This is a genomic window from Burkholderia sp. HI2714, from assembly GCF_002223085.1.
In the GTDB taxonomy this organism is placed as follows: Bacteria; Pseudomonadota; Gammaproteobacteria; order Burkholderiales; family Burkholderiaceae; genus Burkholderia; species Burkholderia lata_D.
Genome location: NZ_NKFM01000044.1, coordinates 1 through 24,341, shown reverse-complemented (window position 1 = coordinate 24,341; position 24,341 = coordinate 1). Strand labels below are relative to the sequence as shown.

General features: G+C 66.8%; 28 protein-coding genes and 1 pseudogene. 14 read left to right on the top strand and 15 right to left on the bottom strand.

All coding sequences use genetic code 11. The annotated features are described in order from the left end of the window. Window positions 1–11 precede the first annotated feature (11 nt). Genes CFB82_RS23445 through CFB82_RS23425 form a run of 5 tightly spaced genes read right to left on the bottom strand, consistent with a single transcriptional unit; the run spans window position 12 to window position 3,098 of the window. Entirely contained in the window at window positions 12–539 is a 528-nt protein-coding gene (locus CFB82_RS23445; protein ID WP_039344094.1) for a cupin domain-containing protein, read from the bottom strand. 37 nt (window positions 540–576) lie between these two features. After that, window positions 577–1,347, bottom strand: coding sequence for an SDR family oxidoreductase (locus tag CFB82_RS23440; RefSeq protein WP_089485476.1), 771 nt, complete (start codon window positions 1,345–1,347; stop codon window positions 577–579). Further along, a complete protein-coding gene (locus CFB82_RS23435; protein WP_069251899.1) occupies window positions 1,340–2,416 on the bottom strand; it encodes an aromatic ring-hydroxylating dioxygenase subunit alpha in 1,077 nt (358 codons plus the stop codon). Before CFB82_RS23435 ends, CFB82_RS23440 begins: the two co-directional genes overlap by 8 nt. A 51-nt stretch (window positions 2,417–2,467) precedes the next feature. Then, complete coding sequence (locus CFB82_RS23430) at window positions 2,468–2,779, bottom strand: recombinase-like helix-turn-helix domain-containing protein (RefSeq protein WP_069251900.1); 312 nt, start codon at window positions 2,777–2,779, stop codon at window positions 2,468–2,470. Window position 2,780: 1 nt separating this feature from the next. Then, window positions 2,781–3,098, bottom strand: a complete 318-nt coding sequence (locus CFB82_RS23425; RefSeq protein WP_011354710.1) for a non-heme iron oxygenase ferredoxin subunit — start codon at window positions 3,096–3,098, stop codon at window positions 2,781–2,783. Window positions 3,099–3,542: 444 nt separating this feature from the next. Between CFB82_RS23425 and CFB82_RS23420 the strand changes: the two genes are divergently transcribed. After that, a complete protein-coding gene (locus tag CFB82_RS23420) occupies window positions 3,543–4,622 on the top strand; it encodes a porin (RefSeq protein ID WP_089485475.1) in 1,080 nt (359 codons plus the stop codon). 105 nt (window positions 4,623–4,727) lie between these two features. On the opposite strand, the gene CFB82_RS23415 is transcribed toward CFB82_RS23420, so the two are convergent. From CFB82_RS23415 to CFB82_RS23395, 4 genes are all read right to left on the bottom strand, one after another. Beyond that, window positions 4,728–5,621 carry an IclR family transcriptional regulator gene (locus CFB82_RS23415; RefSeq protein WP_089485474.1) on the bottom strand — a complete coding sequence of 298 codons (894 nt, stop codon included), beginning with the start codon at window positions 5,619–5,621 and terminating at the stop codon, window positions 4,728–4,730. A gap of 257 nt (window positions 5,622–5,878) precedes the next feature. Continuing rightward, window positions 5,879–6,358, bottom strand: coding sequence for a type 6 secretion system effector deamidase TecA (tecA, locus tag CFB82_RS23410; RefSeq protein WP_059668079.1), 480 nt, complete (start codon window positions 6,356–6,358; stop codon window positions 5,879–5,881). A 703-nt stretch (window positions 6,359–7,061) separates the two neighbouring features. Beyond that, window positions 7,062–7,268: a hypothetical protein gene (locus tag CFB82_RS23400; RefSeq protein WP_069252981.1), complete on the bottom strand. Its 207-nt coding sequence runs from the start codon at window positions 7,266–7,268 to the stop codon at window positions 7,062–7,064. A gap of 340 nt (window positions 7,269–7,608) precedes the next feature. Beyond that, window positions 7,609–8,214, bottom strand: a complete 606-nt coding sequence (locus CFB82_RS23395; protein ID WP_089485472.1) for an alpha-ketoglutarate-dependent dioxygenase AlkB family protein — start codon at window positions 8,212–8,214, stop codon at window positions 7,609–7,611. Between the two features lie 98 nt (window positions 8,215–8,312). On the opposite strand from CFB82_RS23395, the pseudogene CFB82_RS23390 reads away from it, so the two are divergent. Beyond that, a pseudogene (locus CFB82_RS23390) lies at window positions 8,313–8,492 on the top strand (malonic semialdehyde reductase); the annotation flags it as partial. 83 nt (window positions 8,493–8,575) lie between these two features. Here the strand turns inward: CFB82_RS23390 and CFB82_RS23385 are convergent. Further along, window positions 8,576–9,724 (bottom strand): metallophosphoesterase, encoded by a 1,149-nt coding sequence (locus CFB82_RS23385; protein WP_089485471.1) that lies wholly within the window; start codon window positions 9,722–9,724, stop codon window positions 8,576–8,578. Between the two features lie 235 nt (window positions 9,725–9,959). Between CFB82_RS23385 and CFB82_RS42400 the strand changes: the two genes are divergently transcribed. The 6 genes from CFB82_RS42400 (at window position 9,960) to CFB82_RS23355 (ending at window position 16,616) form a co-directional block, all read left to right on the top strand. Beyond that, window positions 9,960–10,301, top strand: coding sequence for a hypothetical protein (locus CFB82_RS42400; protein ID WP_143750958.1), 342 nt, complete (start codon window positions 9,960–9,962; stop codon window positions 10,299–10,301). Window positions 10,302–10,577: 276 nt separating this feature from the next. Then, a complete protein-coding gene (locus CFB82_RS23380; protein ID WP_089485470.1) occupies window positions 10,578–10,871 on the top strand; it encodes a hypothetical protein in 294 nt (97 codons plus the stop codon). Then, complete coding sequence (mdtN, locus tag CFB82_RS23375) at window positions 10,868–11,917, top strand: multidrug transporter subunit MdtN (RefSeq protein WP_089485469.1); 1,050 nt, start codon at window positions 10,868–10,870, stop codon at window positions 11,915–11,917. The genes CFB82_RS23380 and mdtN overlap by 4 nt, the downstream gene beginning before the upstream one ends. After that, window positions 11,898–14,072: an FUSC family protein gene (locus CFB82_RS23370; RefSeq protein WP_089485468.1), complete on the top strand. Its 2,175-nt coding sequence runs from the start codon at window positions 11,898–11,900 to the stop codon at window positions 14,070–14,072. The genes mdtN and CFB82_RS23370 overlap by 20 nt, the downstream gene beginning before the upstream one ends. Continuing rightward, window positions 14,059–15,603, top strand: coding sequence for a TolC family protein (locus tag CFB82_RS23365; protein WP_069251934.1), 1,545 nt, complete (start codon window positions 14,059–14,061; stop codon window positions 15,601–15,603). Before CFB82_RS23370 ends, CFB82_RS23365 begins: the two co-directional genes overlap by 14 nt. A 305-nt stretch (window positions 15,604–15,908) precedes the next feature. Next, complete coding sequence (locus CFB82_RS23355; protein WP_011354660.1) at window positions 15,909–16,616, top strand: MgtC/SapB family protein; 708 nt, start codon at window positions 15,909–15,911, stop codon at window positions 16,614–16,616. A gap of 46 nt (window positions 16,617–16,662) precedes the next feature. Here the strand turns inward: CFB82_RS23355 and CFB82_RS23350 are convergent, their stop codons facing one another. After that, window positions 16,663–17,382: an autoinducer binding domain-containing protein gene (locus CFB82_RS23350; RefSeq protein ID WP_069251936.1), complete on the bottom strand. Its 720-nt coding sequence runs from the start codon at window positions 17,380–17,382 to the stop codon at window positions 16,663–16,665. 73 nt (window positions 17,383–17,455) lie between these two features. Here CFB82_RS23350 and CFB82_RS23345 point away from each other — a divergent pair, with 73 nt between their 5' ends. The 3 genes from CFB82_RS23345 (at window position 17,456) to CFB82_RS23335 (ending at window position 19,538) form a co-directional block, all read left to right on the top strand. Beyond that, window positions 17,456–17,899 (top strand): DUF4902 domain-containing protein, encoded by a 444-nt coding sequence (locus CFB82_RS23345; protein ID WP_089485467.1) that lies wholly within the window; start codon window positions 17,456–17,458, stop codon window positions 17,897–17,899. Window positions 17,900–18,113: 214 nt separating this feature from the next. After that, complete coding sequence (locus CFB82_RS23340) at window positions 18,114–18,722, top strand: acyl-homoserine-lactone synthase (protein ID WP_027789397.1); 609 nt, start codon at window positions 18,114–18,116, stop codon at window positions 18,720–18,722. Window positions 18,723–18,773: 51 nt separating this feature from the next. After that, the gene (locus tag CFB82_RS23335) at window positions 18,774–19,538 is read left to right on the top strand and encodes a hypothetical protein (protein WP_174942351.1); all 765 of its coding nucleotides are present in this window, start codon (window positions 18,774–18,776) and stop codon (window positions 19,536–19,538) included. Between the two features lie 173 nt (window positions 19,539–19,711). Here CFB82_RS23335 and CFB82_RS23330 read toward each other — a convergent pair whose 3' ends face one another. Beyond that, on the bottom strand, window positions 19,712–20,008 hold the full coding sequence (locus tag CFB82_RS23330) for a hypothetical protein (protein WP_089485465.1): 297 nt from the start codon (window positions 20,006–20,008) through the stop codon (window positions 19,712–19,714). Window positions 20,009–20,305: 297 nt separating this feature from the next. On the opposite strand from CFB82_RS23330, the gene CFB82_RS23325 reads away from it, so the two are divergent. Beyond that, window positions 20,306–20,692 carry a VOC family protein gene (locus CFB82_RS23325; protein WP_089485464.1) on the top strand — a complete coding sequence of 129 codons (387 nt, stop codon included), beginning with the start codon at window positions 20,306–20,308 and terminating at the stop codon, window positions 20,690–20,692. Window positions 20,693–20,713: 21 nt separating this feature from the next. Here CFB82_RS23325 and CFB82_RS23320 read toward each other — a convergent pair whose 3' ends face one another. Together CFB82_RS23320 and ribA are read right to left on the bottom strand one after the other, a co-directional pair. After that, window positions 20,714–21,280 (bottom strand): GNAT family N-acetyltransferase, encoded by a 567-nt coding sequence (locus CFB82_RS23320; RefSeq protein ID WP_089485463.1) that lies wholly within the window; start codon window positions 21,278–21,280, stop codon window positions 20,714–20,716. A gap of 150 nt (window positions 21,281–21,430) precedes the next feature. Continuing rightward, complete coding sequence (ribA, locus tag CFB82_RS23315; RefSeq protein WP_089485462.1) at window positions 21,431–22,081, bottom strand: GTP cyclohydrolase II; 651 nt, start codon at window positions 22,079–22,081, stop codon at window positions 21,431–21,433. Between the two features lie 177 nt (window positions 22,082–22,258). Between ribA and CFB82_RS23310 the strand changes: the two genes are divergently transcribed. Then, complete coding sequence (locus CFB82_RS23310; protein ID WP_069252006.1) at window positions 22,259–22,720, top strand: CBS domain-containing protein; 462 nt, start codon at window positions 22,259–22,261, stop codon at window positions 22,718–22,720. A gap of 154 nt (window positions 22,721–22,874) precedes the next feature. Here CFB82_RS23310 and CFB82_RS23305 read toward each other — a convergent pair whose 3' ends face one another. Next, window positions 22,875–23,204 carry a DUF4148 domain-containing protein gene (locus tag CFB82_RS23305; RefSeq protein WP_089485461.1) on the bottom strand — a complete coding sequence of 110 codons (330 nt, stop codon included), beginning with the start codon at window positions 23,202–23,204 and terminating at the stop codon, window positions 22,875–22,877. 511 nt (window positions 23,205–23,715) lie between these two features. Here CFB82_RS23305 and CFB82_RS23300 point away from each other — a divergent pair. After that, a complete protein-coding gene (locus CFB82_RS23300) occupies window positions 23,716–24,114 on the top strand; it encodes a GreA/GreB family elongation factor (RefSeq protein ID WP_089485460.1) in 399 nt (132 codons plus the stop codon). The last annotated feature ends 227 nt before the right edge of the window (window positions 24,115–24,341 follow it).

Sequence of the window (24,341 nt, the reverse complement as noted above, 5' to 3'; positions counted from 1 at the left end):
CCGGCTCCGTCTCAGCGCTTGATCTTCGCGAGCGGCGAATCGGGCGGATAGGTCGGCGTGACCGGCTTCGGCGACCCGAGCATCACGCACATCAGCGCATCTTCCTCGCCGATGTTGATTTCCGTGCGATACACGCCCGGCGGCACCGAGATCAGGTCGCGCTCGCCGAGGATCGCTTCCCACGTCTCGCCGTCACGCTCGCAGATCACCTTCATCTTGCCGCGCAGCACGAAGAAGATTTCCTCGACATCCATGTGGATGTGGCTCGGGCCGATGTTGCCGGCCGGGATGACCATCGTCGAGAACGTGAAGCCGCCGGCCGGCACCGTGTTGACGTCCTTCGCGACGCCCGTGCCGCCCGTGCCGACGTAGCGCATCTGCGCACGGCGGTACTTCGGGTCGTAGTCGGCCTGGAACTTCAGTGCGTCCCAGTCGTAGCGACGGGTCGCATAGCGCGCCACGCGCCCTTCCATCCAGTCGTTGAAGCTTGCGCCTTCCGGCTGGTCCCACGACTTGCGTTCGAGATCGGCGTCCGCCATCGTCCTCTCCTTCATCAGAGTGAAAACTTCAATTCAATCAATTCATCACGAAGCCGCCGTTCACCGGCAGCAGTTGACCCGTCACGAAGCGCGCGCCGTCCGACAGCAGGAACAGCACGGGGCCCGTCACGTCGTCGGGCACCTGCGCACGCGTCAGCGCGCGGCCCTGCATGTAGAACGCGTGGCGCTCGGCCGGCACGTAGGCCGTCGCCTCGACTTCGGTCAGCCCCGGCGCGATCGCGTTGACCGTCACGCCGTGCGCGCCGAACTCGCGTGCCTGCGCATGCGTCATCGCGATCACCGCGCCCTTGCTCGCGACGTACGCGAGCAGCTTCGGCGCGCCCCACAGCGCGGTGTCCGATGCAAGGTTCACGATCGCGCCGCGGCCCGACTGCGCGAGATACGGCAGCGCCGCATTGCTGACGAGCCACAGGCCGCGCACGTTCACGTTCATCACGGCGTCCCAGGTCGACACGTCGAGCTCGGTCGACAGCTTGCCGCCCGAGTTCGTGATCGCCGCGTTGTTGATCAGCGCATCGATGCCGCCGAGCGCCGCCGCGCCCTGCGCGACGAACGCGGTGACGCTCGCCGGATCGGCAAGATCGAGTACGAAGCAATGCGCGACGTGGCCGGCTGCGGAGAGTTGCGCGGCAAGCGCGCGGCCTTCATCGGCCAGCACGTCGCCGAACGCGACCTGCGCGCCCGCTTCGACGAGCGCCTTCACGAACGCCGCGCCGAGCCCGCGCGCGCCGCCCGTGACGAGCACGCGGCGCCCCGCGAGCGACACGACCGGAGCGCGCTCAGCCATTTGCCGGCTCCGATGCGGCCTGCGCCTGCGCCGCGCGATACGCGTCGAGCGCGGAAAGATGCTCCTGCGCACGCGTGCGCAGCATCCGGCGCACGCGCGTCACGCCGACGTCGTGCTGGTACAGGTATTCGTGATCGCGCGCATTCGGCGCGAGGCTTTCGAGGACGTAGCGGTCCTGCTCGAGCACGTCCCAGTGCAGGCCCTCGAGGCGGTTGCGGTACATGAAGCGCCACACGTCGCGCTGCCAGCCGCTGACCTTGCGGGTGCGCCAGAAGTAGACCTGGCAGTTGTCGCCGTCGACCGGCGTCGCGAAGCCGATGATCCCGAAGTTGCCGCCCGGGCCGAACTTCTGCTTGTACGGGATCGCGAGGCGCATCCACAGGCAGCCCGTTTCACCGAGCTCGACCCAGTCGAAGTTCACGTCGCGCTGGCCGATCTTCTCGAACATCAGGCCCGTTTCCGTCTTGCGCACGCGCATGTCGGCCTGCTTGTCGCCTTCGGCCATCGAGTGCGACGTGGCATGCAGGTACGCGCCGTGCATCGGGTCCATCACGTTGTCGATCGCGTACTGGTAATTGCACTTCCAGTTCGACACGCACAGGAAGTGGCCGTACGCGTCGTCGACGAGTTCCTCGGGCAGGTTCAGCGGCGCCGGCTCGCCGTGCGCTTCATCGCCGAACCACAGGAAGATCGCGCCGGCCTTCTCCTCGACCGGATACGACTTCACGCACTTCGTGCCTTCGAGCGGACAGTTCGATACGGCCGGCACGCGGTTGACCGTGCCGCCGCCGTCGACTTCGATGCCGTGATACCAGCAGGCGATGTTGCCGCCGAGGTTCCAGCCGAGCGACAGGCGTGCGCCGCGGTGCGGGCAGCGATCCTCGAGCGCGTGGACCTTGCCGTCGTGATCGCGCCACAGCACGATCTGCTCGGACAGGCGCGTGAGGCCGACCGGTGCATTCGACACCTGCCAGCTCGGCGCGACGGGATACCAGTAGTTCTTGATGCCGCGGTCGAGATAGGCACGGACCGGGTCGTGTTGTGCTGCGTGTTGTTCGGGGGACGTCATCAGTGTGCTCCGGATGCGGTTGTCGTCGGTCGGCGGTCGGCGCTCAGGCGGTCATTCCGCGAGCGAGGCCATTTCGGCGCGGAAGCGCTCAGGTGTCCATACCGTGCCGTCCGGCGCGCGGAAGCCGATGCGGTTCAGGCCCGCGACGACCTCGTCCAGCTCGGTCGCGCCGGCTTCGAATACGCGTTCGAGCGCATCGCCGAGGTCGTTTTCGTACTGGGTCGGTGCGGCCTTGCGGTTCTGCCAGACCTGGTTCTCCACCTGGCCGGGGATCTCGATCTGCCCCTTGCCAGCGACGTTGTTCGGCTGCGGCGCCACCCACGGCTTCAGGAAGGGATTGAAGTTGACGGTCGCTTCTTTCATGTCATTCCACCTTGATCTGGATTTCCTCGCCGGCGAGCCGCACCGCGTACTGCTTCAGTGCGCGTCCGCCCGGACCCTTCAGGCATTCGCCCGTCTTGATGTCGAACACGGCCTCGTGCAGCGGGCATTCGACCGTGCCTTCGTCGACGAACCCCTGCGTCAGCAGCGCGTACGCATGCGGGCATACGTTCTCGAGCGCATACACGTCGTCGCCGACGCGGTAGATCCCGATTTCGACGCCGTCGGTCCGCTTGAACTCGATCGGCGTGTCTTCCGACAGCGCGCCGGCGTGCCCGGCGCAAACCCATTGTTCAGACATCTCACACCCTTCCTTCTGATCGACTCTCGGTTTGTTCCGATTTGTTCCATATTCGGAACAGCAGTTTATGGATGGTGATTATAAGAGTGACTTTCCACGAGTAAAACAAAAAGGTGCACGCCCTAGGGAAAACACTGACCGCCGGGTCGGCGATCGCGTTCGCCTATCTCATCAAATGAAATTTTTTGTTATCTGACGGGGATTTACCGGGTTTACACGGGCTTCGCAACCCGACGCCGAGCATCGGCCCGAAACCCATCCGTCCCGAAAAAATTATTTTTGATACGCTGCGGGACGCCTCTATACTCCATTCCATCAGAGGCACATCGTTCCTTATATGGAACATACGAATGCCCGCTCGATGGCGAACGCGCGCGACGGCCGGCCGTTCCCGCGCGTGCCGCCACGGCACGTTTTCATCAGGTTGGAGATTCAGGAGATCAAATGGTCAAGCATGCGGTAGCAGCAGCAGTGATCGGATTGGGCGCCGCGTCGGGCGCGTGGGCGCAGAGCAGCGTGGTGCTGTACGGCAGCATGGATGCGGGTGTCGCTTACGTGAACAACGTCGGCGGCCATGCGAAGTGGGCAATGATCCAGGGCAATACGCAGCCCGACCGGTGGGGCCTGAAGGGCAAGGAAGACCTCGGCGACGGCCTGTCGGCGATCTTCCAGCTCGAAAACGGCTTCTATACGAACAACGGCCAGTTCGCGACCGCGAACACGATCTGGAACCGCGCGGCCTTCGTCGGCCTCGGCTCGGAACGCTACGGCACGCTGACGCTCGGCCGCCAGACGCCGCTGTCGTTCGATTATCTCGATCCGCTCAGCACCGCCTACCTCGCGATGAGCTGGTACGCGTTCCATCCCGGCAACATCGACGGGCTCGCCGCGACCGGCAACGTGCCGTACAACAACTCGGTCAAGTACCGCTCACCGACCTTCGCGGGCTTCTCGGCCGCGGCGACGATGGCGCTCGGCAACACGACGAACTTCTCGACCGGCAAGTCGCTCGGCGTCGCGCTGAACTATGCGAACGGGCCGTTCAAGGCGTCGGCCGTGTACTCGAACGAGCACGACCGCTCGATCCTGATCGGCACGACCGGCATCACGTCGTTCCAGGGGCAGAACACCGCGAACGGCGACACCGCGAGCAAGGTCGAGAACATCGGCGCGGGCGCGTCCTACCAGTTCGGCGACTTCCTCGTGCACGGCCTGTACACGCGCACGAAGATGCAGTCGAACGGCTTTTCGGACACGTTCCAGAGCTACGACGCCGGCGTGAACTACCGCAGCAGCGCGTTCAACACGATCGCGGGCGGCGCGGCGACCACGACGCTGGCCGGCCGCCGCTGGACGCAGGTCGAGCTCGGCGACATCTATGCGCTGTCGAAGCGCACGCAGCTTTATGCGAACGTGTTGTACGAGCACGGCTCGGGCGGTGCAAAGGCCGCGTTCTTCACGGCAGGTGTGTCGAGCACCGCGAACCAGGTGATCGTGCTCACCGGGATCCACCACTCGTTCTGAACGACGTCGGGCGTGCGTCGCCTGAAACGACGAGAGCGGCCCGCGGGCCGCTCTCTTTCTTTCGCGCATTGCATTTGCGCGGCCGCCGGCCGCGCATCGAAACACTCAGAACATCGCGACCTTGTGGCGCGCATGCGCGAACGTCGGATCGCTTTCGAGCGGACGATAGTTCAGCCGCTGTGACAGGTCGACTGCCGCGCCGCACACGGCTTCGACGAGCCGTTCCTTCTCGCGGGCCTCGCCGATCTCCGAGCGCGGCACCGTCGCGGTGATCGCCGCGACGATCGAGCCCGAATGATCGCGTACGGGTGCGGTCACGGCCGAAATGCCGCTCTCGAACGCCGCCTCGCTCATCGCGTAGCCAAGCCGCGCGTAATGGCGCACGCGTTCGTAAAGTTCGTCGACGGTGCCCGGCGTGCGCTCGGTGAACTGCTCGAGCCGCTTTTCCGGATACAGCTGGCGCAGTGCGTCGCGCGTCAGGTCGCCCATCAGCACGTGGCCATGCACGGTCGCATGCGCGGGCAGGCGCGTGCCGACGTGCACCTTCACCGAACCGAACATCGACGTGTTGCTCTGCGCCTTCGCGACGAACACGACGTCGCGCTGGTCGCGGATCAGCAGATGCGTCGACAGGCCGGTCGCGTCGCGCAGCCGTTCGAGCACGGGCGCGCCGAGATCGGTCAGTTCGAGCGAATTCAGGTATTCGAAGCCGAGCCGCAGCACGCCGACGCCGAGCCGGAAATAGCGGTCGCCGTTCACGCGCTCGAGGAAGCCGAGCGCTTCGAGCGTCTGCAGCAGGCGGAACGTGGTCGTGCGCGGAATGCCGATGCGCTTCGACAACTCGGGCGCGCCGAGCACCGGCTCGCGCGCGGAAAATTCGGCGAGGATCCGCAGCCCGCGTTCGAGCCCCGGCACCAGATAGGACGACGCGCCGCCGGACGGTTCGTCGTCGCCGGGCGCCGCGGTTTCAGGTGCGTCGCTCATCGTTGTCTTGACCATGTGAACATGGACGGTAGGAAATCAGTCACGTAACAGGTCACGGATCGTCGTGGATATTCAGTCATGCTACCTCAGCGCGCACGGGGTTCACACCCGCGTGCATCGCCGCACCGCAGCATGCGGGTCGCGACGCCGTGGAGAATCAATCACGGTCGAGAGGATAGCAGCGATGGACAGCGCCACGCCATGCCGGCATCGCTGGAAGGCCGTCGCGTGCGCGGCGCATGGCGCCGGCGTGGCAGGCAAAGCCGGGCCGCCTACAGGCGCGACAGGTGAACCCGGATGTTCGCGCGATCGTACGTGAAGCCGCCGGCCGCATCCGGCTCGAGCACGCGCGCCAGGTCGACCGCATACATCCATCCGCTGCCCAGGCGGCCGCCGTTGATCGCCCGGATCCGGCTGCCGCCGACGGCGATCGCCGCATGAAAGACCGTGCCGCCGCGCGAGAAGCCGACCGCGGTTCCCGCCGGAATGCTCGCGCGCCCGTCCCATTCACCGCCGGTCTCGAAGTTGAAACGGGTTCGCCAGTGCTGGCCGATCGTGTCGAGCAGCGCGCCGGGCGCGATCATCGCATCGCCGCGCAGCAGGTACCGGACATAAGCCGCGGCGTCGTAGCAGACGCCGCCGGAAACATACTCGTTGATGTCGGCCATGCCGAACATCAGCGCCTGGGCGTGCTTCTGCCGTTCGGCGAAACCGGACTGGGCGACATGCCCGCCGAGCTGGGAGAGTTGCATGGGTGGCTCCTGGTAATGAAGCAGGACGTCGTCGTCCCGCCAACGCAATAACGTCATATGTTATTACGATATCGAACCACGTCCACGCACGCGCTCGGACGTCACGGCATGCGCGCCGCAGGCGCACGCGCAACGGCTGCAGCATGTCGGGCGGCGGCGGCTCCGTCAGCGGGCCGGCCGTGAGCAGTTGCCACAGCGTCGCGTCCGCGTCGGTATCGTCAAGTGACGCAAATTCGACGCGGGTAACGGTGCCGTTCGCGCCGATCCACGCGCGCACGACGATCGCACCCCGGGATCCGACAGCGTGCACCCGTCCGGCGCGATCGCGATCGACTGGTCTAACAGCGCCTCGGCCTGATCGGCCGCACCGCGCCGGAACTGCGGTACGCCGTACAGGTGCAGCGACTGCGGATGATCGGGTTCGTTCGCGAGCACCGCGAGATATTCCCGTGCCGCATCGCCGGCGCGACGGACGCCGTGCAGGGACGTTAAGCGTGGCGTATGGCACACACGTGTCGAATGGTACGGACCATTTGACGCGGTGAGCTCGGGCGAACGGGCGCGCAAGCGCGCCGCACGCACGGTCGCGCGAAGCGCGACAGGCGACGGAAAACGGAAAACGGAAAACGATCGGGAAAGCCACCCGGCGGCGGGCGGCAAGCGATGAAGACGATCCTCGGGCGGCGGGACTGACGCGACGGCGTCAGGCCGTCACGGCGGCGTCATACGCGGCGCGGGCAAGCTGGCCGGCGGCGTAGGCCTCGGCTTCGCCGCGAAAGCCTTCACGGCTGAACGCAACGACTTTCACGCCAACGCCGGTCGCCCGCTTCACCGTCAGCGCCCATTGCCATCCGCCGTCTTGTTCGAAGACGTGCAGCGAGGGTTCGAAGGAAGGGTCGAATACGGTCACGCGTTTTGCTCCTGCCCCCTTGCGCACCGCATCGGCAACGCTTGGGGCATGTCGAAAGGATCGCGCCGGGATGCGACGCGCTTCTGCCATTCGACAGTCTAGTCAAGGATTGTTGCGACGCACCATCAGAGGTTTCACTCATCTATCGGAACCGGGCGGTCGATCAAATTTTCCTGAAACCCATATGGGACGGGCCTCAGCGCCGTTTCAGCGCGCACGGTTCAGCGCTCGTGCGGCAACGTGCCGCACACGCGACGGCTTGCCTGCGTCGATCACCCATGAGTCGCAAAAACGGGGCGCGAATCGCCCGGCGATCCAGGCACGTCGGTGATGGGCGTGGTTACCGGCCCGTACCCGCCGGCATCACGCGCCGAAACGTCAGGTTCACGCGCTCGCCCTGCACGCCCGGCGCCTTCGGCACGCGATGCTGCCATTCGGCCTGTGTGCGGCCTCGCATCACGAGCAGGCTGCCATGCCCGAGGCGATACGCATGCGTGACACCGGTCTTGCGATGCCGAAGGTCGAACACGCGCATCGCCCCGAGGCTCACCGATGCGATCACCGGCGCATCGCCAAGCTCGGGCTCGTTGTCCGCATGCCAGCCGAGGCTGTCCTGCCCGTTGCGGTAGCGATTGAGCAGCACGCTGTTGAAGCGCGCGCCGCACGTCGCCTCGACCGCGCGCTTCAGGTCGAGCACGGCCGGCGTCCATGGCGCCGGCACGTTGCGGATCCCCGAATACACGTAGACGGCATCCGGCTCGCCCTGCCATGCGGTCAGCCGCGGCAACGGAATGCGTCCGCGCGGCGTGCGGATCGTGTCCTGCTGCCACGCGACCTCGCCGATCAACGCGGCCAGCGCGCGATCGGCATCGGACGGCGCCAGCCAGTCCGGGTACCAGTCCACGTCGGGTGCGGGCGTGTCAGCGAAGAGATCGGGTGTCGACATGGCGGGAGAAACGGGCGAAGAACAGGGCGAACGGTGCATGCCTGCATACTAGCCAACGGCGTCGCACACTGCCATGCGCTGTCATTCGCGGATGAAAGGTCGCCGCGCGCGCACTCGGCCTCGAAGCGAGCCCGATGTCCGGCTTCGACGGCGCGAAGGTCGATGCCGCGTTCTTCGCGGGCACCGCGATCAAAAGCAACTTCCTCGTGAATCTCGGCGACGGCAATCCGGCCGGCCTGTTCCCGCGCAGCCCGCGCTTCGATTTCGACGACATCGCGGCATCGAGTGACGGCCCATGGCCGGCACCGGCGTCCGTCGATGTCGGGCTTGCGCCGGCCTTTTTCAAACGAGGGAACGTGCGCTACCCGCCGCGCGTCAGCCGGATCAGCGTGATCTCGGACGGCACGCCGAAGCGGTTCGGCGGCCCCCAGTATCCGGTGCCGCGGCTCGTATAGAGCCACAGATCGCCGAAGCGGCTCAGCCCGCCGATCACCGGCTGCTGCAGCCGCACGAACGGTGGCCATGGCAGAAACTGGCCGCCGTGCGTATGCCCCGACAGCTGCACGGTAAAGCCGGCGCGGTTCGCCGCTTCCGCGCTGCGCGGCTGGTGCGCGAGCAGGATCTTCGTGCCGACGTCGCGCGGCGCACCCGCCAGCGCCTGCACGGGGTCGCTGCGATGGGCGGGATCGAACCCGCCCGCCGTGAAATCGGTGACGCCCGCGAGCACCGCGTGCGCACCGTCATGTTCAATGAGCACGTGCTCGTTGAGCAGCACCGTCAGCCCGATGCGCCGGAACTCGTCGATCCACGCATGCGCGCCCGCGTAATACTCGTGGTTGCCCGTCACCAGGAAGCTGCCGTGCCGCGACTGCATGCGGCCGAGCGGCGCCGTGTGCTCGCGCAGGCGCTGGACCGAGCCGTCGACCACGTCGCCCGTCACGACGACGAGGTCGGCATCGAGCGCGTTGACCGCGCGCACGATCCGTTCGACGTAGGGCCGCTTGATCGTCGGCCCGACGTGGATGTCGGACAGTTGCACGATCGTCAGCCCGTCGAGCCCGGCCGGCAGCCCCGCGACCGGGATCGACACGCGCTTGACCGCCGCCGTACGACGCGCACCGACGAACCCGATCACGGTGACGAACACCGCACCGGCCAGCACGCCGATCGCCGTGTCGGTCGCCGCGCCGGGCCACGCGCCGTCGTGCCCGAGATGCCGCCATCCGAACACGCCGAACAGCACGAATTCGCGCAGGAACGTCAGCAGGAGCAGCGACGAGAAGAAGCCCATCACGAGCGAGCCGGCCCAGCCGGCCAGCGTCGCGGCCCAGCCTTCGTCGAAGCGGCGCGAGAACATGCCGACCGGGATCAGCACGACGAAGCTCGCCAGCACGAGCGCCGCGATCGTGCGCGCGACCGGCGACGTGAATGCATCGGGAATGATCCGAATCCCGACGTACAGATGGAACAGCACGCCGATTGCAATGAACCGGACAAAGAAACTTCGCATGGAACACTCACCTTCGTTGCGATACCGCCTGACCGCTTCCGCGCCGCAATCGCACAAGGCCGTGAGACTCCGTGCCGCGCGTCGCGCCATACGTACGATGGTACACAGATCGCGGCTGTGACGACCGGTCGCCGGCCGGGCTTCGACGCCGCTCGGCGGATCGCTCGACCGTCGCTTCATCGGCCTGCCCGACGCGAGCGACGGTCAAGCTTTCCCGAAGCCCGTCGTCACCGACATGCAGCGCACGCCGCGCTTGCCCATCCCGGTCAGCCACTTCGAGAACGGCGGCCGGATGATCGATGCGAACGTCGGCGTCTTGCCCGAAGGCACTGCGCGTCGTCGCCCTCGCGGGCGAGCAAACGAGCAGACAACTCAGGCCGAACGCCCGCCGCAGATCTGCGTCACCGATCGCGACACGCTGCCGCGCTTCATACGCAATCCGGTCGGCCCTCTCGTCAACATCGCTCCCGATCCGCCGGATCGACGCACATTCCCCTGTGTCCGAACGGCAATCGGCCGTTTCCGCCCCGATTCCGCGCTGTCGACAGGACAAATCGGCCGCCCTTCGTTCGTCTGACGATCCTTTACAGTCCGTTAGCAACCCTACGTGAGCTTGCGCTGGCAGAATCGCGACGGTCCGACCATCATTGCAGAAACGCGGTGCCGAACGTGCGGACACGCCCCCCGACCGGCAATACCCCCCACGGTGCACGGGGCGGGTGGCTGGCGGTCCGCATCGCGCTGATTTATTATCGGCTCCGTATCCCGGAATCGTCGTCGCGGCCCGGCCGGTCGCGACGATCCACATTGCGCCGCGCCCGGCACCCACCCCCACCGTCGAGCTCGTCACACCATGAGAAAAACAATGCCGCGCGCGCCCTTGCGCGCCGCCGCCGTCCTGGCGCCAGCCCTGCCGCTCGCGGGCTGCGCATCGCGCGGCGCTCCGTCGTACGTCCTGTTCGGCGCGTATTTCCCGCTTTGGCTCGTCAGCGCGATCGTCGGCGTCGTCGGCGCGATCGTCGCGCACCGCGTATTCGTCGCGACCGGCTGGGCCGCCACGGTCCCCTACCAGCTGGCCGTCTGCACCGCGATCGGGCTCGTGGTCGCGGTGATCGTGTGGCTCACCGGCACGGGGCCGTTCGCATGAAGGCCGCCGGTATCGCCCGCCCGTCCGTCAGAGGCCGCGTGATCGCACTGGCGATCGTCGCGCTCGGCATCGCGGCACTCGTGTACGCGTACTACCGCACGACGGCCTACCCGTCCACCGACGACGCGTCGATCGACGCGGACGTCGTGCACGTCGCGTCGCCCGTCGGCGGCCGCATCGTGCAACTCGCGGTACATGAAAACCAGCGCGTCGCGAAAGGCGACCTGCTGTACGTCATCGATCCCGTGCCGTACCGGCTGACGGTTGCGCAGGCGCAGGCCGACCTCGAACTCGCGCGCGCATCGCTCGACACCCGCCGCCGCTCGCTGATCGGCGAGCGCTCGAACGCGGCCGTGGCCGCCGAGCAGGTCAAGCGCGCGACCCAGAACAGCGACCTTGCCACGCGCGACGTGAACCGGCTCGCGCCGCTCGCCGCGCAGGGCTACGTCAGCGCGCAGCAGTTCGACCAGGCGAAGGTCCGCCAGCGCGACGCGGCCGTGTCGCTCGCGCAGGCCCAGGAACAGCAGCGCGCGTCCGCGCAGACGATCGGCGACGAGGCCGACGCGATCGCGACGCTGCATGCGCGCGAGGCCGCGCTGGCCCGCGCGCAGCATGCGCTCGAAGACACCGTCGTGCGCGCGCCGCACGACGGCCTCGTCACGGGCCTGAGCGTGCTCGCCGGCGAAACCCTTGCGCCGAACCAGTCGATCTTCACGCTGATCGACGCAAGCGAATGGTTCGCCGTCGGCAACTTCCGCGAGACGTCACTGAGCCGCATCGAGGTGGGCGACTGCGCGACCGTCTATTCGATGATCGACCGCAGCCGTCCGCTGACCGGCAAGGTCGTCGGCGTCGGCGCAGGCATTGCCGACAGCGCCCGCATCAACCTGCCGCGCACGCTGCCGATCGTGCAGAACTCGGTGAACTGGGTGCACGTCGCGCAGCGCTTTCCCGTACGCGTGAAGCTCGACGAACCCGACGGCAAGCTCGTGCGCGTCGGCGCCAGCGCGATCGTCGAGGTCCGGCATGGCACTGCCTGCCGCTGAGGTTCGCTCGCCGGGCCCGCGCGAAGTCCTGCGACTGCTCGCGCCGTTTCCGGGGCGCACGTCGATTGCCGTCCGGGTTGCGCTGATCTGCGCGCTGACCGCGCTCGTGACGGCCGCCTACGGCACGCCCGAAGCCGCGCTGTCCGCGTACGTCGTGTTCTTCATGATCCGGGCCGACCGCGTGACGAGCGTCGTGCTCGCGGCCGCGCTGCTGGTGATCGTCACGATCGTGATCGGGCTCGTGCTCGGCGTCGCGATCTTCAGCATCGACTATTCGATCCTGCGGGTCGCGTGCATGGCCGTGCTGTCGGTCGCCCTCCTCTATCTGACGTCGGCCAGCAAGCTGCGCCCGGTCGGCGCGATCCTCGCGATGATCGTCGGCTTCGGGCTCGACCAGCTCGGCCTCGCGCCGTTCGGCGAAGCCGCGACCCGCGCACTGCTGTACATCTGGCTGACGATCGCGATCCCGGTCGGTGTCGCGATCGTCGTCAACCTGCTGATCGCGCCGTCGCCGCGCAAGCTCGCGCACGCGCAACTCGCGAAGCGCTTGCGGCTCGCCGCGCAGCGGCTGCGCGGTGACGATGCCGCGCGCGACGCATTCAATGCCAGCCTGCACGAAGGCGACAAGCAGCTGCTCACGTGGCTCAAGCTGTCGAAACTCGAAGGCTCGTCGTCCGCCGCCGACTTCGCGGCGTTGCGGCAGGCCGTGACATCGAGCACCGCGCTGCTCGTCGGCGTCGCGCTGGCCGATCGCGAACCAGGCGCGCGGCTGCCCGACGCATACGCCACCCCGATCGCCGCGACGCTCGACGAGATGGCCGACATCCTCGACCAGGGCGGCTACCCGGTCGACGTGACGCTCGCGCTACCGCCGACCGACACGCTGCCGCCGCTCGCGCGTGTTGCTGTGACGGATCTCCACGCGGCGATCACGCAGTTCGCGGAACCGGCCGCGACGACCGATGTCGCTTCGACGGCTTCGACGGCTTCGACGGCTTCGACGGCTTCGACGGCTTCGACGGCTTCGACGGCTTCGACGGCTTCGACGGCTTCGACGGCTTCGACGGCTTCGACGGCTTCGACGGCTTCGACGACTTCGACGGCTTCGGCGGCTTCGGCGGCTTCGGCACCTGCCCCCGACGCCCCCGCAGCCGCCCCGCGCGGCGGCTTCTTCCTGCCCGACGCGCGCACCAATCCCGACCACATCCGCTACGCGCTGAAGACGACCGCCGCGGCGATCTTCTGCTACCTGCTGTATTCGCAGCTCGACTGGTCGGGCATCCATACCTGCGTCGTCACCTGCTACATCGTGTCGCTCGGCTCGACGGCCGAGACGGTCGAGAAGCTCACGCTGCGGATCGTCGGCTGCATCGTCGGCGCGCTGCTCGGCACGGCGGCACTGGTCTTCGTCGTGCCGTCGCTGTCGTCGGTCGGCCACCTGATGGCGCTGGTGTTCGCCGGCGGGTGGCTCGCCGCGTGGGTCGCGTTCGGCTCGCCGCGCATCGCGTATGCCGGCTTCCAGATCGCGTTCGCGTTTTTCCTGTGCGTGATCCAGGGCGCCGGCCCCGGCTTCGACCTGACGATCGCGCGCGATCGCACGATCGGCATCCTGCTCGGCAACGTCGTCGTGTATCTCGTGTTCACGCGCATCTGGCCCGTCAGCATCGGCAAGCAGATCGACGCCGGGCTCGCCGCGCTGATCGACCAGTGGCGGCGCCTCGTGCAGGTCGCGCAGCCGGCCGAGCGGCGCGCGCTCGCGGCGGAGGCGTTCGCCCGCCACGGCGCGATCACGCAGGAGCTCGGGCTGGTCCACTACGAACCGTCGTGGGTGCGGCCGGCCGCCACGTGGCTCGCCACCCGACGCCGCGCGCTCGCGGAACTCGGCGCACTCGAAGGGCCGCTGTTCCTGCTCGCCGAGCGCCAGCCCGGTGACGCGGCGATCGGCGCGCAGCTCGCCCGCGTGACCGAACCGCGTGACGACGCCGCCGCGCCCCATCGAGAACCCTCCGCGCCGCCGGCCTCCCCGCCGCGCGCAGCCCCCACCGATCCCGCACGCGACGCGCTGCTGAACCTGATCGACACGCGGCTCGCACACATCGCCGATGCCGCCCGTCAAGCCACACCGAAGGAGCCTGTTCCCCATGCGCGTACCTGAACCGCCGGCCGCCTCGATCGCCGCCGCCGCCCTCGCGACCGCCGTCGCGCTGGCCGGCTGCGCGACGTCGTCGATCGATCTGGCGCCGGAGGCGTCCGACCGCCCGTGGCAGCCGCAAACGTCGGCCGCGGGCGACATCGTGCCGGGCCCGCCGCGCGCGTCCGCGCAAGGTTCGCACGACTACACGCTGCCCGCGTCGCCGGCGCTCGCGTCCGTCTCGCCGCCGGCCGCGCTCGATGCCGCGCACGCGTACACGCTGCCCGAGCTGATCGATCTCGCCGAATCGGCGAACCCGTTGACCCGTATCGCATGGAACGACGCGCGTAACGCCGCGCTCGCGGTCGGCCTGGCCAAGACCGCCTACCTGCCGAAGCTGTCCGCGACGGCCATGGGCGGGTACCAGGCAAACCACGGCTCGACGTCGTCGTTCCTCGGCGACTCGTCGAGCAACTCCACCGTGCACGGCACCATCTCGGCGCTGTCGCTGCAATGGCTGCTGTTCGATTTCGGTGGTCGCGCGGCGCGCGTTGAAGCGGCCGAACAGGCGTCGATCGCGTCGAATGTCGCGTTCACGGCCGTCCACCAGCAGGTGATCCACGACGTGACCGTCGCGTACTACCGCTACGAAGCCGCACGCGCGCGCGCGCTCAGCGCCCAGCAGGGCCTCGCGAACGCGGACGCGATCCTCGCGGCCTCCCGCGCGCGGCTCAAGCACGGCGTCGGCACGGTCGTCGAACTCGCGCAGGCGACGCAGAACCGCGCACAGGCCAACCTCGCGCTCGTTCAGGCGAACGGCACGGAGAGCGACGGCTACCTCGCCCTCGTCTCCGCGCTCGGCATCTCGCCGCTGTCGAAGCCGACGATCGCCGCGCTGCCGAAGCGGCCGCTGCCGCCCGCGCTCGGCTCGTCGGTCGACGCGATCGTGTCGGATGCGATCGCGCGCCGCCCCGACCTGCAGGGCGCGTTCGCGCTCGAAAAGGCCAATCGCGCGAAGATCAAGGCCGCGGAAGCCGCGTTCATGCCGAAGATCTTCCTGTCCGCGTCGACGTCGTACGCGAGCGGCGGCACGTCCATCTCCGCGCTGCCCGCGATCGGCGACCAGGCGCCGACCGTCAACCTGAACGGCAGCCGCTACGGCGGCGGCGTGTTCCTCGGCGTGACGATTCCGCTGTACGACGGCGGCCTGCGCTCGGCCGTGCTGATGCAGGCACGCAACGACGCGGAAAGCGCCTCCGCGCGCCTCACGCGGTCCAAGGAGGAAGCGGTCCGCCAGGTCGTCGCCGCGCAGAACGCGGTACAGACGAGCCTTGCGTCGCACGATGCCGCGAAGGCGCTCGTCGATGCCGCGCAGACGAGTTACGACGCGGCGCTGACCGCGTACCGGAACGGCGTCGGTTCGGTCACCGATGCGACGATCGCGCAAAGCCAGTTGCTCGCCGCCCGCAACGCGGAGGTCGACAGCTATGCCGGGGCGCTGTCGGCCGCCGCCGCGCTCGCGCTCGCGACGGGGACGATCGGCTCGGCGCAGTAGCGCGGCCGCCGCGAGGCGGTTGACGCATGCGCTCGCCGCCCACTAGAATGCCGCCCATTCTTCCTTCAGGAACCATCGTGGACAGTTGCAGCACTCCGTTGCGTGCGCCGCTTGCCGCCTGAACGCCTGTCCGACGCAGTTCTCCTGCCCGGCTCGCGTTCCGCGAGCCGCACGCCTCCCGTTTCACACTGAATGACGCATTCGCGCGATACAGTACCGCGCGATGACGGCTATCTTCGTGTCGCCTTCGGCCTTGCGCCGCCGCGACGCGAAACGGCACGCGCTTCTTGCACGGCAGGACAACCATGACTTTCGATTTCGCACTCCGTCTTTTCACCGCGTTCGCCTGCGGCGTCGCCATCGGCATCGAGCGCCAGATGCGCCAGCGCACGGCCGGCCTGCGCACGATCACGCTCGTCGCGAGCGGCGCGTGCCTGTTCGTCACGCTCGGCGTGCTGACCGGCAACGGCGTCGCGGGCGTCACGCAGATCGCCGCCTACGTCGTGTCGGGCGTCGGCTTCCTCGGCGGCGGCGTGATCATGCGCGACAAGGGCTCGATCCAGGGCATCAACACCGCCGCGACCCTGTGGTGCTCGGCCGCCGTCGGCGTGCTGTCCGGTTCCGGTCATTACGTGCCGGCGCTCGCCGGCACCGGCGTCGTGCTGCTCACCAATACGCTGTTGCGCAGCGTCAGCCAGGCGATCAACGCGACGCCGGTATCGAATGCCGATCTCGTGCGCGAATACCAGATCACCGTGATCTGCCTGGCCTCCGACGAAGTGCACATCCGCACGCTGCTGTCGAACTCGATGTATGCGAAGCCGCTATCGTTCCAGAGCCTCACGAGCGAGGACGTGCCCGACCAGCCGGACCGGCTGAAGGTGACCGCGACACTGAAGCTGCATCCGAAGGATCAGCAGAAACTCGAGCAGATCGCGAGCCGGATGAGCATGGAGAAGAGCATTTCCAGCGTGAGCTGGACCGCGAAGGAAGCGGAGCCGATGATGGAGTGAGCGGCCTGGCGGCAGCACCATCTCGCGCCGCCGCCTTCACGTCCTGTCAGGGCGTCTCGATCAGGCCCGCCGAGATGGCCTTGACGACCGCCTGGACCTTGTTCGTCGCGCCCAGCTTCTCGAGGATGTTGTTGACGTGGAAGTTGACCGTCCGCTCCGAGATGCTGAGGATCTGGCCGATTTCGCACGCGGTCTTGCCCTCGGCCGTCCAGCACAGCACCTCGCGCTCGCGCGCGGTCAGCGTGACGCCCGCCGCCGGCGCCAGCTTCGGCACCATGAAACGGCTCATCAGCGAGTGCGACAGGTTCGCGAGCCAGTTGGTCTGCAACGTCAGCATGTTGATCTCGGCCGGCGTCAGCGGGTCGGCATGGCGGGCGATGCTCAGCAGGCCGAACGCGCCGCGGGGCGCCCAGCTCGACTGCGCGACGCCCACCGACAACCCGAAATCACGTGCGTCCTGCCAAAGCGGGCACGGTTCGATCCGGTCGACGTCCGGCCAGACGATCATGTTGGTGCTGAGCGCGCCGTCGCGAACCGTCGAGTCGATCTCGATGTAGTTCTGCGCCTGGTAGTGCGCCATCCAGCCGTCCGGATAGGTATTGAAGATCGCGACCGCCGGCTTCGAAACAGGCAGTGGGACGCGAATGCCGTAACAGCAGTATTCGAATCCCAGCCGTTTGGAATAGGCGGCGATCCGCTGGAAGAGCTGCTGCTCGTCTTCCGCGGCGCTGAATTGTTGATAGGCATCCTGCCAGCGCAGTTCCATTCATTCTCCGACAACGTCACGCTGTCATACTTGTCAGGTGCCAGCACCCGTTCGAGGCTGATACATTCCGCGCATGACTTCACCTTTGTTGCACTCGGTCCCCGGCCCGTCCCCGGACGGCTACGTACGCCTGCAAGAAGGCGCACTGGCCGTGCTTGCGCTCGACCATGTCGCAAGCGGCCTCGACGCATCGCTGCTCGAGGAATTGCGCGACAGCGCCATCGACGCACGCCTCGCCGGCTACACCGAATGGCATCGCCCGGCCCGTGCCGGCGTCGCTTACGTGACGATCGGCTGGGACTGGTACCTCGAACGCGCGACCGGCACGTTCGTGATCGCGGGCGGCGACGTCCGCAGCAACGTGATGGTCACCGACGCCACGGGCGCCGACATCGGCATGTTCCGCACGGCCGCCGCGCTCGCCGCACGGCTCGCGTGCATCGACTGGCCCGCCGCGGTCGCGTCGGCCCTGCTCGGGCACAACGACGCCTATCATGCCGGTCCGACGCTCCAGTGACAACTGGCTGTGCGTCTATTCCTCTGACAATTTCAGCGATGCTGGCGCTCTTTATAAGCAAAAGCGCCACGCTTTTCAATCCCGTTGATCAAGAAACCGTTACCACGTCCTAAACGGCATCTTTCCGGCGTCACCCTGTAAGAGTTACCAGTTACAGCCCCCTCGTGCTGCGCGATGTAATGCATGCATACAAAAGCACAGATCCGAGGACACCATGCGGACCTTCGTTCACGAGGAAGGGCGGTTGCCACACGAACTTGCGGCGGATCTTGGGCGCTATCGGCGCCGTGTGTTCGTCGAGCAGCTCGGCTGGGCACTCCCGTCGGCGAACGAAAGCTTCGAGCGCGACCAGTTCGATCGCGACGATACCGTGTACGTGTTCGCGCGGAACGCCGGCGGCGACATGTGCGGATGTGCGCGCCTGCTGCCGACGACGCGCCCGTATCTGCTGAAGTCGCTGTTCGCCGACCTGATCGCCGAAGACATGCCGCTGCCGCAATCGGCCGCCGTCTGGGAGTTGTCCCGGTTTGCGGCAACCGATGACGAAGGCGGGCCGGGCAATGCCGAATGGGCCGTGCGCCCAATGCTCGCGGCCGTCGTCGAATGCGCGGCGCAGCTTGGCGCGCGGCAGTTGATCGGCGTGACGTTCGCGAGCATGGAGCGGCTGTTCCGCCGGATCGGCATACACGCGCACCGCGCAGGCCCGCCCAAGCAGGTGGACGGACGTCTGGTGGTCGCTTGCTGGATCGACATCGATCCGCAAACGTTTGCCGCACTAGGAATCGAGCCGGGGCAAGCCGCCCGGCAAGCCATCGCCGCCTGAACCGGAACGCGCGTTTCTGTCCGGGCGGCCTCGTAACGAAGGAGAATCAACGTGGACCAGTCTCAGGTCTTTCGCGCGATGATGCCCGGGTTGACGAGCGCCAACGGCGCCCGTATCGCGGTCGCCTACCCGTCGTTTCCCCGGCCGCTGCCGCTCGTGCGGCTCGACCGCCGCGGGCTCGTGTTCCGTGCGGCCGGCGCCGCGCCGCTCGTCTGCGGACTGCCGCGCGCGGCGACGCTGCTGGTCGCGGACGAGCCGCTTTGCTCGCTGCGCCTCGTGATCCGCGACATCGCGCCGGCCGGCGAAGGCCGGCATGACCTGACGATGCAGCCGTCCGGCGCCGCCGGCGACGAATTGCTGTGGCACGCGTTGCGTGATCGCGAGCCCTACCGCCAGATCCAGCAGCCGCTCTCGCCCGTCGACACGTCCATCGCCACCGGCCGCGAACCGCACGCGTCGGCCGGCGAAGCCGGGCCCCGCCCGTCGCGCAGCGCGGCCTTCCGGCTACCGTGCCACAGCGACGCGCTGTTCTTTGCCGACTGGCTCGAATATCACTTCGACGAACTGCGGGCGTTGTCGCAACAGCATGGGCCGCAACTGCAGCTCAACCAGCTCGAGCGGCAGGTTGCCGACGACGAGGTCGGCGTGCGCTTCGTCTACGACATCGATGGCCATGCGACGCGGCACGCGCTGACCGACTGCGCGCGCGAGGCCTGTGCATGGATCGAGACGGAGATGCGCGACAAGTACGCGTTACCGGTCGCGCAGGAGCGTTTCAGCGCGTTTGCGGCGCACGCCCGGGCAGGCGGCATGTGAGTGCGGTGCAATAGGAAGTTGTATCGATACAACTAGGGCTTGCCATGCCTCGGGTTTTCCCTTAAATTTACGTCTGTCTCCTCCATGTCTCCAAACATGGATTCAGCCCGCTCAATGTAGCGGGCTTTTTCTTGCCTGCATGAATTGCGGGGACACATCCCCTTCCGCCCCGCCTAGCCTGCCGGGCGCGCACCAGATGGCCATGGCCATGGCCAGAAGTGGTGCACCGCAAATATCAGCGCCACCACCCCGATCATTACCAGCAGCAGGTACAACCAGCCCTTTTTGGTCGTTGGCAAGTCCGCCAGCGCACTCACGTCACCCGTCAGGGCCGCCAACGCGACCATGCCGAGTCCGACCAGTACCATCGTCCCCTTGGCCACCCATCCAAAGGCAACCTCCAGTACGACCGTCCATCGCGACTGGCGATAAGGGCCGGAAACCGGCCGACGGAAATCGGGCTTACTCATTTGCGCCCTCTCGTCCGGAATAGGCACGCGCGCTCATCACTCGACAGGCTGACGCGAAAACAGGACGCCGAAGGTTGTCCTGACAAGCACCGGCTGCAATGGGGTGCGCGCATTTGATCGGGAGCGTCATGTTTTTTCTTTCACGAGACGTGGTTGGACGGTTCGATTCGTTTGGCCGGAAAGCGCCCATATCGTTCGATACGATGAGCCCACGCCGAAACGCGCTCCGTTCGTCACACGCAATCCGGATCGGCCGGCTTATCATTGACCGGCCCGCCACTCGCCCCCGAGGCCATCTTGCACGCCCATCTGCGCATTGCCCGCCCGGTCAGCAACCTCGCCCGCACCGAGCGCATGTATCGCGACGCCCTCGACCTGTCCGTTCTTGCGCGCTTTGAAGATCACGACGGCTTTTCGGGCGTGATGCTCGGGCGCGACGGCCTCGACTATCACTTCGAATTCACGCACTGCCCCGACCATCCGATCGCGCCGTCGCCGACGCCCGAAGACCTGATCGTGTTCTACCTGCCCGATCGGCCGGAATGGGAAGCCGCCTGCGCGCGCGCCACCGAACATGGCTTCATGCCGGTGACGTCGTTCAATCCGTACTGGGAAATTTCCGGCCAGACTTTCGAGGATGCCGACGGTTACCGGATCGTGCTGCAGAACGGCACGTGGCGCTGACGGGCGATCACGCGTGAGCCGTTACGCGCCGGCCAGAGCGGCGGCACGGGCGGCATACACGACGTGCCGACGCAGCGCGTGCCCTTCCGGCAACGCAGGATGGTCGAAATCGCGCGCGGGCTGACGCTGCATGCCGAGCCGCTGCATCACGTGCCGTGATCGCAGGTTGGCGTCGGCCGTCCACGCAAAGATCTCGCCGAGCCCGATCCGGTCGAACCCGTCGGCCAATGCGGCGGCGGCCGCTTCGACAACGTAGCCATGCCCCCAGGCGTGACGCGCCTGCCGCCACATGATCTCGACGCACGGCGCCATCGGATGCGTTGCACGCACTTCGTGCGACAGGCCGCACACCCCGATCAGCATCGCGTCGGCACGACGCTCGACCGCCCATGGGCCGAAACCGTGTGCCTCGAAATGCGCGTCGTAGCGCGCGATGACGTCGCTCGCCTCGTCAACGGACATCGGGCCGCGCGCGAGCCACGCGGTCACGTCTGGATCCTCATGCATCGCCGACAACGCGCCCGCATCCGTCGGCCACCAGCGACGCAGCGTCAGGCGCTCGGTTTCGATCTTCGACGGTGTGGACATAGGGGAGACGGATCGTTCAGGCGGCATAACGCAAGTGCCGTCACAAACCTGAAAGCGGAACGGATGGAGGGGAAATGGAAATCGTCGCCTTTGCCGGCGACGATCCAGGGAACGGATGACGAGAAACGGGCGCCGGTGCGCCCGCGGCGATTACTCGTTCTCTTCGAAGTAATGCCCGAACTTCGTCTGCTTCGTGCGGATATAACGCTCGTTTTCCTCGCGCACGGGCACCGCAAGCGCCACGCGTTCGCAAACCGGAATACCGTGCTTCGCGAGCGTATCGAACTTCGCCGGATTGTTGCTCATCAGCCGCACCGACGTCACGCCGAGGATCCGGAGAATCGCCGCGGCCGAGTCGTATTCGCGGGCGTCGTCGGGCAGGCCGAGGTCGAGGTTCGCCTCGACGGTGTCGCGCCCCTGCTCCTGTAGCGCGTACGCGCGGATCTTGTTGCTCAGGCCGATCCCGCGCCCTTCATGGCCGCGCAGATACAGCAGCACGCCGCGGTCTTCCGCCGCGATGTAGCGCAATGCGAGATCGAGCTGCTCGCCGCAGTCGCAGCGGTACGAGCCGAATACATCACCGGTCAGGCATTCGGAATGAAGGCGCGTCAGCACGGACTGCTCGCCGGCGACATCGCCCATCACGAGCGCGAGATGTTCGGCATCGCTGCCCGATACGCGGAACGCGTACGACGTGAACGTACCGTAGCGCGTGGGCAGCGACGCGGTAGCGACGAGCGTCACGCACTCGTCGGCCTGGCCATTGCCCGGCTTGGGCGATTGGGGACGCGAAGACATCATGAATTCAATCGAAACGTTCAGGAATGTAGGAGTTGTGTGGATAGTGCGTGACCGGAGTTTACCGCTAATCTGGAATCGTCACGCGACTGCCGCCACCTGCGCGGCTATACTGGGCTCATCGGGTGACAAGCATCACACCCTGCCTGCCCAGCATCGACCTGCAAACGGAGAGAGCGAATGAGCACGACTGTCGCGCAGCTTCTCAAGGCCAAGCCGGATTCGGGCCGCACCATCTACACCGTCACGAAGAGCGATCTCGTCTACGACGCCATCAAGCTGATGGCGGAAAAAGGCATCGGCGCGCTACTGGTCGTGGACGGCGACGACATCGCGGGCATCGTCACCGAGCGCGACTACGCGCGCAAGGTCGTGCTGCAGGACCGCTCGTCGAAAGCCACCCGCGTCGAGGAAATCATGACGGCGAAGGTGCGCTACGTCGAACCGTCGCAATCCACCGACGAGTGCATGGCGCTGATGACCGAGCACCGGATGCGCCACCTGCCCGTCCTTGACGGCGGCAAGCTGGTCGGCCTCATCTCGATCGGCGACCTCGTCAAGAGCGTGATTGCCGATCAGCAGTTCACGATCAGCCAGCTCGAACACTATATCCACGGCACGCCCGCGGTCACGTCCGCCTGACCCGCCCCAGCGAAAAAGGCCCAAACGCGCGAGCGTCTGGGCGGAAAGCCGCCGGAATGCGGCGACGGAGGTTCTGCTCCTGCGGGCGAATGACGCGCACAACCGGTGCGCGTCTCGTCGATCAAGCGGTGCGCTCGGGCAGACCCGGGGACGTTCAGTTGCCGAAGTAGACCGAATTCACGGGATTCGGTGCTTCACGCGTCACGCGACGGCCGGCCTGACCGGCACCCGTCGCCACGGCACCGTAGCCGCTCGTATCGGCTTGCGCGAGCATCGGCCGGTTCGGTTGAATGCGTTGTTCCGCGGCCTGGATGTTGTCCGGATACTGCGAATCGCTCGCCAGCGGCTTGTAGCCGTTCTGTTCGAGTTGCACGAGCTCGGCCTTGACCTGGTCGCGGGTCAGCCCCTGCTCGGACTGTGCAAACGATGCGATCGGGGTGGCAAGGACGGATGCGGCGATAGCTGCGTAGATGACCGACTTCATGATTTACCTCCGGTATATGTTCTCTTTTGGCGTCGCCTCGGCAGGACTGTCTGAAGCGATTGAATGCAGTGTAGTTCTCGCCCATCCAAGGGGAAACCCTTAGTTTGAACAAACAGCGTTGCGATTTTGACAAAAATCGCCAGCACATCCCGGACGATATCGTGGCAACTTGCTTCACTCGCACAACAATCGCTGACAAAATGCCGACAGCCGAATCGCATATCCCGAAGGTTGTGTTGTAGAATCGTAAGGTTATATTTGCCAGTCGATCTTCCATCCACCATGTACGCGCTCACGCCCCTTTCGGTTTCGCCGTCCGGCCCGGCCGGCGTGCGCGCGCGCGCCGGTCATCCGGCGCATCCCCTCGCTCGACGCACGGCCCAGGCGCCGCTCGCCCCTGCCCGGCGCCTGATCTGACGGCTCGGTCTCCTCCCGGAGCCAGGTCAGACAGGCTCCGGGCGATCCCATAGGCACGCCACGCCTGCCCCTGCCGATCATTTGGAGAACTGCCATGAAACAACGCCTTTACCAGTTGACCGAACTCGACGTTGCTCGCCTAGAGAAGCACGCCGAACACAACCCGCGCTTTCAGACGATGCTCGATGCGCTTCTCGAGCGCGCCGACATCGTCCAGCCCGACGCCATCAAGGCGAACGTCGTCACGATGAACTCGCAGATCACGCTGCTCGACGAAGCGACCCAGGAACAAGCCACCTGGACGATTGTTTATCCGGACGCCGCCAATCTCGAGCTCGGCCGCCTGAACGTCTTCTCGCCCGTCGGCATGGCATTGCTGGGCACCCAGCGCGGCCAGATGGTCAAGGTCATGCAACCGAGCGGCGCCGAAAAGCAGATGAAGGTCGCCGCGATCGTGTTCCAGCCGGAAGCCAACGGCGAATACACGCGCTGAGCCACTGCTGCCGGTACCGCGCCGCACAACGAAAAAAGCGAGGCACAGGCCTCGCTTTTTTGCATCCGGACGACACGAATCGTCGACATTGCATTCCGCAGATCGGGATAGGGGCGGTCAGAGAGTCTGACCGATCCCCTCCCACACCACCCGGCATGCGGGTCCGCACCGGGCGGTTCGAGCAGTTGAGGTCATGAGAGTCGGGGTACGCCAAGACGGTCGAAGTA

Coding starts and splice junctions, on each gene's coding strand:
- ribA (WP_089485462.1), bottom strand. CDS start 22,081: ATGATGTCTTCGCGTCCCCAATCGCCCAAGCCGGGCAATGGCCAGGCC.
- CFB82_RS23420 (WP_089485475.1), top strand. CDS start 3,543: ATGGTCAAGCATGCGGTAGCAGCAGCAGTGATCGGATTGGGCGCCGCG.
- CFB82_RS23425 (WP_011354710.1), bottom strand. CDS start 3,098: ATGTCTGAACAATGGGTTTGCGCCGGGCACGCCGGCGCGCTGTCGGAA.
- CFB82_RS23395 (WP_089485472.1), bottom strand. CDS start 8,214: ATGTCGACACCCGATCTCTTCGCTGACACGCCCGCACCCGACGTGGAC.
- CFB82_RS23320 (WP_089485463.1), bottom strand. CDS start 21,280: ATGTCCACACCGTCGAAGATCGAAACCGAGCGCCTGACGCTGCGTCGC.
- CFB82_RS23380 (WP_089485470.1), top strand. CDS start 10,578: ATGAGAAAAACAATGCCGCGCGCGCCCTTGCGCGCCGCCGCCGTCCTG.
- CFB82_RS23340 (WP_027789397.1), top strand. CDS start 18,114: ATGCGGACCTTCGTTCACGAGGAAGGGCGGTTGCCACACGAACTTGCG.
- CFB82_RS23415 (WP_089485474.1), bottom strand. CDS start 5,621: ATGGTCAAGACAACGATGAGCGACGCACCTGAAACCGCGGCGCCCGGC.
- CFB82_RS23430 (WP_069251900.1), bottom strand. CDS start 2,779: ATGAAAGAAGCGACCGTCAACTTCAATCCCTTCCTGAAGCCGTGGGTG.
- mdtN (WP_089485469.1), top strand. CDS start 10,868: ATGAAGGCCGCCGGTATCGCCCGCCCGTCCGTCAGAGGCCGCGTGATC.
- tecA (WP_059668079.1), bottom strand. CDS start 6,358: ATGCAACTCTCCCAGCTCGGCGGGCATGTCGCCCAGTCCGGTTTCGCC.
- CFB82_RS23440 (WP_089485476.1), bottom strand. CDS start 1,347: ATGGCTGAGCGCGCTCCGGTCGTGTCGCTCGCGGGGCGCCGCGTGCTC.
- CFB82_RS23445 (WP_039344094.1), bottom strand. CDS start 539: ATGGCGGACGCCGATCTCGAACGCAAGTCGTGGGACCAGCCGGAAGGC.
- CFB82_RS23435 (WP_069251899.1), bottom strand. CDS start 2,416: ATGACGTCCCCCGAACAACACGCAGCACAACACGACCCGGTCCGTGCC.
- CFB82_RS23330 (WP_089485465.1), bottom strand. CDS start 20,008: ATGAGTAAGCCCGATTTCCGTCGGCCGGTTTCCGGCCCTTATCGCCAG.
- CFB82_RS23300 (WP_089485460.1), top strand. CDS start 23,716: ATGAAACAACGCCTTTACCAGTTGACCGAACTCGACGTTGCTCGCCTA.
- CFB82_RS23355 (WP_011354660.1), top strand. CDS start 15,909: ATGACTTTCGATTTCGCACTCCGTCTTTTCACCGCGTTCGCCTGCGGC.
- CFB82_RS23305 (WP_089485461.1), bottom strand. CDS start 23,204: ATGAAGTCGGTCATCTACGCAGCTATCGCCGCATCCGTCCTTGCCACC.
- CFB82_RS23345 (WP_089485467.1), top strand. CDS start 17,456: ATGACTTCACCTTTGTTGCACTCGGTCCCCGGCCCGTCCCCGGACGGC.
- CFB82_RS42400 (WP_143750958.1), top strand. CDS start 9,960: ATGCAGCGCACGCCGCGCTTGCCCATCCCGGTCAGCCACTTCGAGAAC.
- CFB82_RS23365 (WP_069251934.1), top strand. CDS start 14,059: ATGCGCGTACCTGAACCGCCGGCCGCCTCGATCGCCGCCGCCGCCCTC.
- CFB82_RS23310 (WP_069252006.1), top strand. CDS start 22,259: ATGAGCACGACTGTCGCGCAGCTTCTCAAGGCCAAGCCGGATTCGGGC.
- CFB82_RS23350 (WP_069251936.1), bottom strand. CDS start 17,382: ATGGAACTGCGCTGGCAGGATGCCTATCAACAATTCAGCGCCGCGGAA.
- CFB82_RS23385 (WP_089485471.1), bottom strand. CDS start 9,724: ATGCGAAGTTTCTTTGTCCGGTTCATTGCAATCGGCGTGCTGTTCCAT.
- CFB82_RS23370 (WP_089485468.1), top strand. CDS start 11,898: ATGGCACTGCCTGCCGCTGAGGTTCGCTCGCCGGGCCCGCGCGAAGTC.